The 12,876-nt window shown below is 70.9% G+C and carries 9 protein-coding genes; 6 read left to right on the top strand and 3 right to left on the bottom strand.

The features are described from left to right. Positions 1-72 precede the first annotated feature (72 nt). From Q0R63_RS02805 to Q0R63_RS02825, 5 genes are all read left to right on the top strand, one after another. Entirely contained in the window at positions 73-1,290 is a 1,218-nt protein-coding gene (locus Q0R63_RS02805; RefSeq protein ID WP_295693668.1) for an ATP-grasp domain-containing protein, read from the top strand. Then, positions 1,287-2,231, top strand: a complete 945-nt coding sequence (locus tag Q0R63_RS02810) for a hypothetical protein (RefSeq protein ID WP_295693670.1) — start codon at positions 1,287-1,289, stop codon at positions 2,229-2,231. Before Q0R63_RS02805 ends, Q0R63_RS02810 begins: the two co-directional genes overlap by 4 nt. Beyond that, a complete protein-coding gene (locus tag Q0R63_RS02815; protein WP_295693673.1) occupies positions 2,228-3,436 on the top strand; it encodes an alpha/beta hydrolase-fold protein in 1,209 nt (402 codons plus the stop codon). The genes Q0R63_RS02810 and Q0R63_RS02815 overlap by 4 nt, the downstream gene beginning before the upstream one ends. Before the next feature lie 106 nt (positions 3,437-3,542). Continuing rightward, complete coding sequence (locus Q0R63_RS02820) at positions 3,543-4,265, top strand: hypothetical protein (RefSeq protein ID WP_295693676.1); 723 nt, start codon at positions 3,543-3,545, stop codon at positions 4,263-4,265. Further along, positions 4,262-5,611, top strand: coding sequence for a dipeptidase (locus Q0R63_RS02825; RefSeq protein WP_295693679.1), 1,350 nt, complete (start codon positions 4,262-4,264; stop codon positions 5,609-5,611). Before Q0R63_RS02820 ends, Q0R63_RS02825 begins: the two co-directional genes overlap by 4 nt. A gap of 145 nt (positions 5,612-5,756) precedes the next feature. Here Q0R63_RS02825 and panB read toward each other — a convergent pair whose 3' ends face one another. Together panB and Q0R63_RS02835 are read right to left on the bottom strand one after the other, a co-directional pair. Beyond that, entirely contained in the window at positions 5,757-6,614 is an 858-nt protein-coding gene (panB, locus tag Q0R63_RS02830) for a 3-methyl-2-oxobutanoate hydroxymethyltransferase (protein WP_295693681.1), read from the bottom strand. Positions 6,615-6,618: 4 nt separating this feature from the next. Next, the gene (locus Q0R63_RS02835; protein ID WP_295693683.1) at positions 6,619-8,370 is read right to left on the bottom strand and encodes an NAD+ synthase; all 1,752 of its coding nucleotides are present in this window, start codon (positions 8,368-8,370) and stop codon (positions 6,619-6,621) included. A 323-nt stretch (positions 8,371-8,693) separates the two neighbouring features. Here Q0R63_RS02835 and Q0R63_RS02840 point away from each other — a divergent pair, with 323 nt between their 5' ends. Then, positions 8,694-9,647, top strand: coding sequence for a peptidoglycan-binding domain-containing protein (locus tag Q0R63_RS02840; RefSeq protein ID WP_295693686.1), 954 nt, complete (start codon positions 8,694-8,696; stop codon positions 9,645-9,647). Between the two features lie 98 nt (positions 9,648-9,745). On the opposite strand, the gene Q0R63_RS02845 is transcribed toward Q0R63_RS02840, so the two are convergent. Beyond that, on the bottom strand, positions 9,746-12,652 hold the full coding sequence (locus Q0R63_RS02845) for a M36 family metallopeptidase (protein ID WP_295693689.1): 2,907 nt from the start codon (positions 12,650-12,652) through the stop codon (positions 9,746-9,748). Positions 12,653-12,876: the final 224 nt, after the last annotated feature.

Below are 12,876 nucleotides of genomic sequence, written 5' to 3' on the forward strand. Positions count from 1 at the left end.
TATATGTGGATAAAAATGGCTGAACAGGGGACAAGCCGAAACCCTCCGCCGCTCCGCACTAGAGTCGCCCGCGTGAACATCGTCTTCGTCGAGCCGGCGTTCCCCCGCAACCAACGCCGCTTCGTCGCCGCACTGGCCGCCGTCGGGGCGAGCGTCGTCGGGGTGGGCGAGACCCCCGAGGAGCAGCTCGACGAGGAGCTCCGCTCGTGGATGGTCGGCTACTACCGTGTCTCCGACGTGACCGACGTCGGCCAACTCGACGCCGCGGTCGCGTGGGCGCAGGACCGGGTCTGGGTCGACCGGCTCGAGTCGACGATCGAGTCGCACCAGCTGGCCGCGGCCCGGGTGCGGGAGGCCCGCGGCATACCGGGCACGTCGGTGCGCACGACGTGGCTGTGTCGGGACAAGCCCACGATGAAGCAGGTCCTGCGCGAGGCAGGGGTGGCGACCGCGGCCTCGACCGCGGCCGACACCGCGGACGAGGTGCGTGCGTTCGCCCGGCAGGAGGGCTACCCGCTCATCCTCAAGCCGCGGGCCGGAGCCGGCGCCCAGGGGACGGTCCGGGTCGACGACGACACCGGGCTCGAGGCGGCGATGACGTCCTTCGAGGGCGAGGACTCGATCGCCGTCGAGGAGTTCGTCGAGGGCCACGAGGGCTTCTACGACACCATCACCGTGGGCGGCCACGTCGTCCACGACTGGGCCACGCACTACTACCCCAACGTCCTCGAGGCGATGCGGCACCGCTGGATCTCGCCGCAGTTCGTCACGACCAACCGGATCGACCAGGCCCCCTTCTACGCCGAGGTCCGTGAGCTCGGGGCCCGGGTCATCGCGGGACTCGGTATCGAGACCTCGGCGACCCACATGGAGTGGTTCATGGGCCCGAAGGGTCTGCGGTTCTCCGAGATCGGGACCCGGCCACCGGGGGTCGGCGCCTGGGACCTCTACTCCGCCGCCAACGACGTCGACGTCTACCGCGAGTGGGCGCACACGATCGTCCACGGTCACCCCGACCGGCCACTGTCGCGACAGTGGTCCGCTGGCATCGTCGCGCTGCGCCCGGACGCCGACGGCTCCGTCCGCGGCTACAGCGGCATCGACGACCTCTGGTCGCGCAGCGGCGAGTGGGTCATCGACACCTGCTTCCCCGATCCGGGGACCGCGACCCAAGCCGTCGAGGCCGGCTACATGGCCAACGCCTGGGTGCGGATGCGCCACCCCGACTACGACACTTTGCGCGACCTGCTCGACGACGTGGTCCGCACCGTCCACGTGCACGCGGGATGAGCTCGACGACCCTGTTGGGTCCGCAGCGGTTCCTCACCACGGCCGGCAGCGTGGTCCGCGGTCTCGGGAGCGAGGGGCCCGTGGCCGCCGTGACGGCCGGCTGGGAGGAGCGTGAAGGCGACGACACCGAGCTCCAGGAGGTCATGGACGGGCGCGTCGTCAACCTGCGACTCCACGAACGGATGATGTCCCTGCTCGCTCAGGACGCTCCGTTCGCCACCGCCGCGATCACCCTCCGTGACGCCATGGACGACCTGGCCGGCGTCTACTCCATCCGGCTGCACCACGGACTCGAGGGCGTGTATGCCGTCCACCGCAGCACCGCCCGGGCCGACATCGTCGCCTCAGCCCTGGCCGAGGCGGTCCGCCTGGTGCAGGAGGTCGACCGGTGGTATCTCCGGGCCGTCGACCAGCTCCATGACGAGCTGGCGGCCACGGGGGCGCTGGACGACAGCGGCGCCTTGCAGCAGCATCGCGGCGAGGTCGCCGAGACCCTCTCTGCCGCGAGCGTGCTCGCGATAGCTGGTGGGCACGTCGGCGTGCTGGGCCGGGTCCTGCGGCTCTTCGAGGTCGCGCCACCGCCGGAGCTGCCGGTCGTCGCGTGGTCGGGCGGCGCGATGGCGGTGACGGCGCGGGTGGTGCTCTTCCACGACCACACACCGACCGGGTTCAGCGACGCCGGGATCTGGGACCGCGGGCTGGGGCGGGCCACGGGCATCATCGCGCTGCCGCACGCCCGACGCCGGCTGCGACTGGACGACCGGGTGCGGATGAGCGTCCTCGCGGGCCGCTTCGGCGACGCCACCTGCGTACTGCTCGACGACGGGACCCGGGTCGCGCTGGGCGCGGACGGCGCTCTCCCGGCGGGCACCAGGGTGCTCGCGACGGACGGGACGGTCACGGCCCTGGGTGTCCCCACGCAGCCGGGGGCGAAGCCGTGAGCTCGGCGGCTCCGGCCTCGGCCTCGGCCGCGACCGGCAGGTCAGGCGGCGAGCAGCGCCGCAGGCTCGCGATCAACCGCCTCAAGGAGCGGCTGCCGACCTCGGACCCCGGGGTGATCGACCGGTTCCTCGCCCGTCATCCCGTGCCCCTCGTCGAGGGACGGCACGCGACCTTCGTCTGGCGAGGGTCGGCCGACGAGGTGATGGTGCGCCACCGGGTCGTGGGGCTCCCCGACCCGCTGGTGCTGCGGCCGCTCGGGGCGACCGACCTCTGGTCCGCCACGATCGAGCTCCCCGAGGGGTCGCGCGTCGAGTACCACTTCGACATCGTGCGTGACGGTCATCGGGAGGAGTACCTCAACGACCCGCTCAACCCCCGGCTCGCCCAGGGACCCTTCGGGGCCACCTCGGTGTGTGCCGCGACGGGGTATGCCGTGCCGGACTGGACCCAGCCCGACCCGGAGGCCCGCACCGGCACCTTCACCCCGATGTCGTTGCGCAGCAAGGCTCTTCGCCGGGAGCAGCAGTTCTCGGTCTATACGCCTGCCCGCTTCCGGGAGCTTGTCAGATATCCCCTGCTCGTCGTCCACGACGGCTACGACTACCTCGACTACGCATCGATGGCGACCGTGCTCGACAACCTCATCCACCGCGGGGAGGTCGCCCCGCTGGTGGCCGCCTTCGTGCCCCCCGGCAACCGGCTCGTGGAGTACGCCAACCATGCCCCGCACGCGCGGTTCGTCGCCCGCGAGCTCGTGCCGTTCCTCACCGAGCGGCTGCCGCTGGTCGACCAGCCCGACGGCCGGTGCGTCATGGGCTCGAGCTTCGGCGGCGTGGCCTCGCTCTCCACCGCTGTCCGCTACCCCGAGGTCTTCGGCTCGCTGCTGCTGGAGTCGGGGTCGTTCGTCTTCACCGACATCGGCGACGACCACGGGGGAGGGCCGGTCTTCGACCCGGTGGTGCGGTTCGTCAACGCCTATCGTGCGCGCCCCCGTCGGGTGGCCAACCGGATCTATCAGACGTGCGGCGTCTACGAGCCGCTCATCACCCCCAACCGGTCGCTGGTCTCGACCTTCCGCGACACGGGGATGGACGTCCGCTACGTCGAGGCGCGGGACGGGCACAACTGGGAAAACTGGCGCGACCGGCTGCGCGACGCGTTGACCTGGATCTTCCCCGGGGAGCAGAAGTTCATCTACGAATAGGCTGGCCCCGACCAACCCCCAGGTCCAGGTCTGGCGACGAGGGCGTGCCGGACCCCTGACAAGACGCTGGATGAGTCGCATGACGAGACCGTGGAGGACGAGGGACATGAAGGTCGTCGAGCGCTGGTGGTCACCGCGGCTGTTCCAGGAGCTGACCGTGTCGCGGTGGGGCCACTACGGCACACCGCTGCTGCTCTTCCCGACGGCCGGAGGCGACGCCGAGGAGATCGAGCGGCAGGGCCTGCTCGGTTCGATCTGGCCGTCGGTGGAGGCAGGCACGATCAAGGTCTACTCCGTCGACAGCATCGCCGGGCGGGCGCTCGCGACCCGTGACGGCTCGACCGAGCACCGGATGTGGCTGTTCAACCAGTTCCACCAGGCCATCGAGGCCGAGGTCGTGCCCGCCATCCACGCCGACTCGGGCGGTCTTGTCCCGATCATCACCGCCGGGGCGTCGATCGGCGCCTTCAACGCCCTGGCCTGCCTGTGCCGGTTTCCGCACCTCTTCCGGGCGGCGGTGTGCTTGAGCGGCTCCTTCGACCTCGAGGCCTTCCTCGGTGACCTCAACGACGACCTCTACTTCTCCTCGCCGCTGAGCTTCCTGCCCTCGCTCGAGGGTCCGCAGCTCGACCTGCTGCGGCAGCGCTTCGTCGTCCTCGCGGCGGGCACCGGCCGCTGGGAAGACATCGACGAGTCCTGGCGGATGGCAGATGTGTTGGGAAGCAGGGGTATTCCCAACCGGGTCGACGACTGGGGCCCGACCTTCGACCACGACTGGCCGACGTGGTGCCGCATGCTCCCCGGGTATCTCGCTGAGCTGACCCGGTGACCGGAGCGGCCCTGGCCACGGCGGTTGCGGGCCTGATGGCCGCGGCCCGCGACGACCTCGCCGGACTGGTGGCGATCCGATCGGTCGCGGACGGGGTCGGCGACCATCCGGCCGAGTGCGTGCGGGCTGCTGACGCCGTGGTCGCCCTCTTCGCCGGTGTGGGAGTCGCCGGGGTCCGGTCGGTCCGCACGGCCGACGGGAGCCTCGCGGTCCTCGGGCACAGCCCTGGTCCGGCGGGCTCGCCGACGGTGCTGCTCTACTCCCACTACGACGTCCAACCCCCCGGTGACCCCGCCGACTGGGCCGATGACCCGTGGACCCTCACCGAGCGCGAGGGACGCTGGTACGCAAGGGGAGCCGCGGACTGCAAGGGCAACCTCGTGATGCACCTCACGGCCCTCCGGGCCCTGTTGCAGGTCGACGGGACGTGGCCGGTCGGTGTCCGCATCGTCTGCGAGGGGTCCGAGGAGATGTCGAGTGGCGGCCTCGAGGCGCTGGTCCGCAGCGACCCTGAGCTGTTCGCCGCCGACGTCGTCGTGGTGGCGGACTCCGGCAACGTCGAGCTGGGAACCCCGACCATGACGACGAGCCTGCGCGGTACGGGGAGCGTCCTGGTCACCATCCGCACGTTGGAGACGCAGGCCCACTCGGGCGCATTCGGAGGGCCCGCTCCCGACGCCCTCGCGGCCCTCGTCCACGTCCTCGCGACCCTGCGCGACGCCGACGGGGAGACGACCATCGACGGGCTCGACGCCCTCGGGACCTGGGAGGGCGCGGCATACCCGCCCGACCGGTTCCGCTCGGACGCAGGGGTGCTCGACGGGGTCGGGCTGCTCGGTCAGGGCACGGTGGGCGACCTGCTGTGGGCGCGGCCGGTCGCGACGGTGCTGGCCGTCGACGCCCCGTCGGTCGCCGGGGTCACCGCGGCGATCCAGCCCGTGGCGCGGGCGGTGGTCAACCTCCGGGTGCCGCCCGGCACGGATGCGGCGGTGGCCCAGCAGCTGCTCGTCCGTCACCTCGAGGCGGCCACGCCCTGGGGCGCCCGGATCACGGTGGAGCCCAGGACCCTCGGGCAGCCCTTCGCCGCCCGGACCGACGGACCGGCGTATGCCGCGATGGCTGCGGCCATGGAGTCCGCCTACGGCCGTCCGATGGTCACCACCGGCCAGGGCGGCGCGATCCCGCTCTGCACCGCCCTGGCCGAGGTGCTTCCGGACGCCGAGATCCTCGTCCTCGGGGTGGAGGAGCCCGGCTGCCGGATCCACTCCCCGGGCGAGAGCGTCCATCCCGGCGAGCTGGAGCGTGCCGCCCTCGCCGAGGCGATCTTCCTGCGGACCCTCGCCTGACCGACCCGCCGACCCCGACCGACCCCGACCCCCGACTTGTTGCGTTTGGATCCTGACACATCGGGACCCCACGCCTGACTTGTCCGGATCCAACCGCAACACGTGGGGAGGGGGTTGCTGGGTCGGGAGGGTTCGGCTGGTCGCTCTACGTGGTGAAGGTGTGCTCGTCGCCGGGGAAGGCACCCGAGGCGACCTCGGCGGCATACTCCGTGGCGGCGCGGGTGAGCTCGCCGCGCAGGTCGGCGTAGCGCTTGACGAACCTCGGGCCACCCGGCCCGGTCAGCCCGGCCATGTCCTGCCAGACGAGCACCTGGGCGTCGCAGTCGCGTCCGGCCCCGATGCCGATGGTCGGGATGGTGAGGGCGGCTGTGACCTCGCGGGCCACCGGCCCCGGCACCATCTCGAGGACGACGGCGAAGGCGCCGGCCCGCTCGAGCGCGTGCGCGTCCTCGAGCAGCAGCGCTGCACCGTCGCCACGACCCTGGACCCGGTAGCCACCGAGCGTGTGCTCGCTCTGGGGGGTGAAGCCGAGGTGCGCCATGACGGGAATCCCCATCCGTACCAACGTCTCGACCGTCGGCGCCATGTCTCGACCGCCCTCGAGCTTGACGGCGTGGGCCAGGCCCTCCTTCATGAACCGGACGGCCGTGGCCGCACCCTGCTCGGGGGTCGCGCCGTAGGACCCGAAGGGGAGGTCGGCCACGACGAGGGCTCGCTTTGCGGCCCGGGCCACCGCCCGGACGAGGGGCAGGAGCTCGTCGACCGTCACCGGCACGGTGCTGTCGTAACCGAGGACGGTGTTGGCCGCGGAGTCGCCCACGAGCAGCACGGGGATGCCCGCCCCGTCGAAGATCTCGGCGGCATACCGGTCGTATGCCGTGAGCATCGCCCAGCGCTGTCCGTCCCGCTTCATCCGGTGCAGGTGCGGGATGCGCACCCGTCGGACGGGCGGGGTGGCACCGTCCGAAACGGTTGACCCGTAAGGCTTCGCGGTCTCGGTCATGACGTCAGGCCTGCTCGTCGTCGCGCTCGCGCCACCGGCTGGTGATCGGCAGGCGCCGGTCCTTGCCGAAGGCCAGCGGAGAGATCTTCGGTCCCGGGGCCGACTGTCGCCGCTTCCACTCCGCCCGGTCGACGAGCTGGATCACCTTGTCGACGACCGCCGGCTCGAAGCCGTCGGCGATGAGCCGCTCACGACCGTGCGCGACGCCGACGTAGCCGGCGAGGATGGCGTCGAGCACGTCGTAGTCGGGCAGCGAGTCCTGGTCGGTCTGACCCGGGCGCAGCTCTGCGGACGGCGGCTTGGTGATGCTGGCCTCGGGGATCGGGGGCTTCTCGCCCCGCGCGGCCGCGTCCCGGTTGCGCCACTTCGCAAGCTCCCACACGAGCGTCTTGGGGACGTCCTTGATCGGCGCGAAACCGCCGACGCTGTCGCCGTAGATCGTTGAATAGCCTACGGAGACCTCGGACTTGTTGCTGTTGGTCAGGACGAGCGCGCCCTCCTGGTTGGACAGCCCCATCCAGATGACACCCCGCACCCGGGCCTGGAGGTTCTCCTCGGCGATCCCCGTGAGGTGCAGCGCGTCGAGGAACGGCGCGACCATCGACTCGATCGGGATGACGCGGTAGTCGGCTCCGAGGTTGGCGGCGAGCTCGGCCGCGTCGTCCTTGCTGCCCTGCGACGAGTAGACGCTCGGGTTGCTGATGCCGATGACGTTCTCTCCACCGAGGACGTCAGCCGCGATGGCCGCGACGACGGTCGAGTCGATGCCCCCCGAGACGCCGAGGAGCACCTTCCGGAAACCGTTCTTGCGCACGTAGTCCCGAAGCCCCAGACCCACTGCGCGCCAGACCTCCTCGACCGGGTCGAGGCGGGGGAACATCGGCGGCGCGAGCGCGGCATACGGCTCCACCGGCTCCTCGGACACGATGACGTGGACGACGTCCGGGGGCAGCTCGGACGAGTCGACGGTGGACGCGTCGAGGTCGAGGTCGACGACGACGAGGTTCTCGACGAACTGCGGCCCGCGGGCCAGCACGGTCCCGTCGCGGCCGACGACCATGGAGTCGCCGTCGAAGACGAGCTCGTCCTGACCACCGACGAGGTTGAGGTAGGCGAGGGCGCACCCGGCCTCCGTCGCACGGCGCCGCACGAGCTCGAGCCGGGTGTCGTTCTTCTCCCGCTCGTAAGGGGATCCGTTGATGACCAGCAGCAGCTCGGCACCGGCCTCCCGGGTCTGGGCGACCGGACCGCCCTCCTGCCAGAGGTCCTCGCAGATGGCGATGGCGACATCCACCCCTCGGACGCGTACGACGGTGAGGGAGTCTCCGGGGGCGAAGATGCGGTACTCGTCGAACACGCCGTAGTTGGGCAGGTGGTGCTTGGCGTAGCGTCCGACCACTGCTCCGCCGTGGAGGATGGCGGCGCAGTTCTGGGGGAGCTCCCGAGCGGGATCGCCGTCGTCGGTCGTCCCCGGGGCCTCGTCGAGGTAGCCCACGACGACCGGGAGATCACCCAGACCGTCTGCCGCGAGGTCGGTCGCCAAGCGGGACAGGGCTGCCCGCGATGCGGCGACGAAGGACGCCCGCAGGGCGAGGTCCTCGACGGGGTATGCCGTGAGGACCATCTCGGGGAAGGCCACCAGATGTGCTCCCGCAGCCGCCGCGGCCGCGACCTGGTCGCGGATGATCCGCGCATTGCCTTCGAGGTCTCCGACCGTGGGGTTGACCTGAGCCATCGCGAGTCGCAGCTGTGCCATCCCCCGAGCGTAGTCGGGGAGTGGCGCGACGCGACGACCACCGGATGTGAAAAAGTTCCGCACGCTGGTGCCTTCCAGTTGCTGGATCACACGTCCCGAGGTAGACCTTGGGGACGGGGTCCGACCGCGTGGTCACCCCGGCGACCGGCGTCGTCCTGCAGCCGTCAGGCGGAGCACCGGTCGCACCACCACTCTCGACACCAAGGGGCTGAACCTTCGATGATCACCCGTACAGGCACCTCCACCCCCGTCGCGTCCCCGCCGGACCGAGCGTCCGCTGCGGCCTGATCGGAGCCGCGACCGCCGGCGCCGTTGCCCTGGCGATGGCCGCCCCGCCCGCCGCGTCGGCCGCCTCGATGCTGTCCGACCACCCCGTTGGTCGGGTCGCCACCCTGGACGGCAGCGCTGGGACGACCGCCAAGGCCCTTGCCTCGTTCCAGGCGAAGCACGGCCTGACGCCCACGGGGACGAACGACCCCGCCACCAACCAGGCGCTCCGGACCGCGTCGCCGGCGGAGGTCCGAGCGATCTACTCCTCGTCGCTCAACCTCACCGGGCAGGAGCTGATCAACGCCCGCACCGTCATCGGCGTCGGCTTCGGGCACGGCATCCCACGACGCGGCATCGAGATCGCGCTCATGACCGCGGCTCAGGAGTCGAAGTTCGTCAACTACACGACCCCCGTCGACCACGACTCCCTCGGGATCTTGCAGCAGCGGCCGAGCACCGGATGGGGAACGCCGGACCAGATCACCAACGTCGTGCTCTCGAGCCAGTCGTTCTACGGTGTTGCGGCGTTCGGGTCCAACGCCGGCCTGCTCCAGATCCCCGACTGGCAGAACCTCGACCGGGGACAGGTCGCCCAGGCCGTTCAGGGTTCGGCCTACCCCGACGCCTACGCCCAGTGGCAGGACTGGGCCATCGCCTTCTACGACCAGCAGGCCGGCAGCGTCGCCCCGATCACCGGTGACACCGGCAGCGGTGGCCCGGGGCCCGGGGGGTCGGGGACCTACGACGTGGACACCTACGCCAACGCGTCGGTCTACGCCAGCCCGACGAGCACGGCCGTGACCGGGACGCTCAACCAGGGGACGAGCTACGTCTACTGCAAGGCGTGGGGACGTCAGGTGGGCAGCGGCAGCTCCTACAACCACTACTGGCTCCTGACCGACCCCGACGTGGGCCCGGCCCGTCAGTACGTCTCGGCCTACTACCTGAGCCGGTGGGGCAACGACGAGGCCAAGGACAACAACGGCACCGTGATCCCCGACTGCTGACCCCCGACTGCTGACCCCCGTCGGCGGAGCCGGCAGAGGCCGCCCGGACGGATGTCCGGACGGCCTCTGCTCGGTCGGGCTGGTCTGGCGGTGGTGCGTCAGGCAGTGGCCTTGCCGAAGACCTGGAGCTCGGTCAGGTCGGTGTAGGTGCAGCCGCCGTACCCGCCGGTCGGGCAGCTGGTGGCGAAGTCCGGCACCTGGTTGCCCAGGATGGTGAACTTCACGTAGCGCGTCCCGGTGGTGCTGCCCGTCGCGGGGACCGGGTTGTAGATGCCGCGGTTGGTGGCGTCGAACGTGCCACTGGCAGCGGGCGTCCACGTCGTGCCGTCGGTCGAGAGCTCGATCTTGAACGCGCCGGTCGAGGAGCTGCCCGGGTCACCGCAGGTGGCGGACGGGTCGACGCCGAAGCTCTCGACGTCGATCGCCTTCTTGAGGTCGACGACGATGAACTTGGGCACGAAGACGTTGGTCGGCGTGGCCGCGTCATCGCCCGTCGTGCTGCCCCAGCCGGTGCCGTGGCTCAGGTCGATCGCGCCCAGCGGACCGCAGTTAAAGGACGAGTAGTCGGGGCCGTTGAAGTCCGTGATGTCGGCGCCCCCGCTCGCGGCCGACCAGTCACGACGAAGGACGAAGTCGCCCTGGGTCGGCTTCCGGGTGTTGATCGGCTTGGCGACGGGTTCGTAGCCGGGCGCCGTGGCGACAACCTTGGCGTAGGTGCCGGGGAAGACGTTGCCGATGGTGTAGCGGCCGGCGCCGTTGGTCACGGCCGTGTAGTCGCTGGAGTACCCCGAGTCGTGCCCGGTGACGTGGACGACGACACCCGCGAGCGGCTTGTTGCCGTCGGTGGGGTCGGTCACCGTGCCGCTGATCGAGGTGCGCGGCGTCTGGGCTGCGGGGCGGACGTGGAAGTCCTCGGCCGGGTAGCTGTCACCGGCGTCGATGGCGCCGGCGAACCAGCCCATGCCACGCGCGGCGAAGATCTTCCAGATCGTGGCGGTGTGCGCGTTGCCGTAGACGACCTCGTCGGCCTTGAGGATCGCGTTGCGCATGTCGAGCATCGACGGGTCGGCAGGGGAGAGCGTCATGGCCCGGGTGATGACTGCGTCGGCGACGTCGTGACCGAGCGCCGTCCTCAGGTCCCAGAGCGTCTGCGCCCACACCTCACCGGAGGAGTGCACCTCCGGTGAACCACCGATCGTGGGGAAGTCGCCGTAGGTGTAGCCACCCTTGACGCCGTCGATCCCCGTGCAGTTGGCGGCCGTCGCCGTCACGGGGCAGTCGATCGCCTCGGTGCGGAACAGCCCGCCCGCGAGGGTGTAGGCCCCTTCGAGCACCTCACCGGCGGTGGCCGTGTCGCTGACGAACCCCTTGGTGACGAGGTAGTCCATGGCGTAGTAGTCGCTCCACGCCTCGCCCATCGAGCCGGCCTGGATGCTGCTGAGCGTCGAGTTGCCGGCCGCGTCGACGACGAGCCGGTTGGAGAGGCCGTGCGTGTACTCGTGCAGCAGGATGCTGGCGTCGAAGCCGCCGCTCATCGGGATGAACGGGTCCTGCGCGGGGGTGGTGCCGGGCTGGTGCCAGAGGTACATCTGCATCGTCGGCGGGGTGCCGTCCGGAGGGGTGCTCATGTTGGCGTTGTCGATGTGGTTGGCGTCGGGCAGGCCGCCGGCGGTGTCGGCGCCGTCGAGGGCCTGCAGGAGCACCGGGTCGCCGCCGCCCTTCTCGAAGTTGCCGGCCTGGGCGGTGAAGCCGAACGGCGCGGCCGTGAGGTAGTCGTGGTAGGTGTTGGCGAGGTAGAACGCGTTGGCGGCGTCGGCGTCGCGGTTCTTCTGCCACGAGTTCTTGATGGCCGGGTTCCACGTGCAGACGTAGGCCGATGAGCACCCGGCGAGGGCACCGTTGAAGTGGACCAGCGGGAAGGTCGCTCCGGCGGCGTCGCCCGGCACCGCGGTCTTCTCGCCGGGGCTCACCGCGTTGTCGTCGTTGACGTCGGTCCACGCCACGACGTTGGCGCCGTTGAGCCACGTCGCACCCTTGTTCAGCCAGCCCTTCCTAACGAAGTTGACGACCTTCGGCTGGCCGCCCTTGGGGGCACCCGGGTAGTTGTCGTAGACGTAGGCGTCGCCGTTGTCGTTGGCGACGGTCGAGTGGCGATAGAGCACGCGGCCGGTGGCGGCATCGACCACGTGCTGGTATGCCGCGCCCTTGCCGGTCTGGACGTAGGTGGACCAGCCCTTGCGAAGTCCTGCCGGGGTGAGGAACCAGACCTGCCGGGCGAAGTCGTTGTTCGACCACACCGTGTCGGCGCCGGACTTGCCGGCCACGGTGGCCGCGGCATCGGCCGTGCCCTGGACGTCGGAGGCCGCCCCGGACCGGGCCCGGGCCGCGTCGAGGCTCCCGCCGGGCGCCCTGGCCGCGAGGGCGGCCAGTCCGGAGACGGGGGACCCCTGGATCGAGATGATCCGGCCGTCCTTGGTGAGGTTGGCCTTCAGTCCGTTGCCGAAGACCGGCGTGCCGGCCACCGACTGGGACCACGAGAGGTGGTGGATGCCGGCGACGTCCTGGTAGCTCGTGCGAAGGGTGAACGTCGACAGGTCGGCGCGGGTGAGACCGACTGCCGCCAGGTGGGCGGCGAGGTAGTCCGTGACGACCTGCTGCGGCGCTGCGGTGCTCGCGGCGGTGAGGTAGCCGTCGAGCGCGGAGAGGTTGCGCGGGGTGAGCGTCAACGCGTCGAGGTCGACGGAGGCGCCGGAACCGAGGACGCCGGTCTTGGCGGCTACGGCGGCGGCCTGCCCGAACGCCTGTCCCGCGACGGTCGTTGCGCGCGCGTCGTAGGAGCCCTTGGCGTCACCTCTCGCAGCGGCGACGGCCGGCGAGGTCGACAGGTCGCCATGTCCGGGAGCGGTGGCCGCGACCCCTGGGAGGGACGTGAGTCCAAGGACGGCGACCGCACCGGCGGCGGTCGCGGCGATCCTCCGAGCGGATCGCGAGGGTTGTGCAGACATACAGGTAGCCCTTCTCTGTGCTGTCGAGGTCTTCGGGGTGAAGGTGCCGTTCGAGGGTCGTCCGGGAGGTGGTGCGGTCCTGGTTCCGGCGGCTGGACGACTGCCGCCCCATGGGAGGGTAAGCCGGGGGCGGGACCCTCGCCACCGGGCAGGATCGACAAATTCCGTGGGTCGGCCGACAGATGTCCGGAGGCCGCTGTTCTCGGGGTCTTCACAGCCGAAAA

The organism is Lapillicoccus sp. (assembly GCF_025353065.1).
GTDB lineage: Bacteria > Actinomycetota > Actinomycetes > Actinomycetales > Dermatophilaceae > Lapillicoccus.

Excerpts from the sequence above, each read along its gene's own strand:
- Q0R63_RS02810 (WP_295693670.1), top strand. The coding sequence starts at position 1,287 with ATGAGCTCGACGACCCTGTTGGGTCCGCAGCGGTTCCTCACCACGGCC.
- Q0R63_RS02840 (WP_295693686.1), top strand. The coding sequence starts at position 8,694 with ATGGCCGCCCCGCCCGCCGCGTCGGCCGCCTCGATGCTGTCCGACCAC.
- panB (WP_295693681.1), bottom strand. The coding sequence starts at position 6,614 with ATGACCGAGACCGCGAAGCCTTACGGGTCAACCGTTTCGGACGGTGCC.
- Q0R63_RS02835 (WP_295693683.1), bottom strand. The coding sequence starts at position 8,370 with ATGGCACAGCTGCGACTCGCGATGGCTCAGGTCAACCCCACGGTCGGA.
- Q0R63_RS02845 (WP_295693689.1), bottom strand. The coding sequence starts at position 12,652 with ATGTCTGCACAACCCTCGCGATCCGCTCGGAGGATCGCCGCGACCGCC.
- Q0R63_RS02820 (WP_295693676.1), top strand. The coding sequence starts at position 3,543 with ATGAAGGTCGTCGAGCGCTGGTGGTCACCGCGGCTGTTCCAGGAGCTG.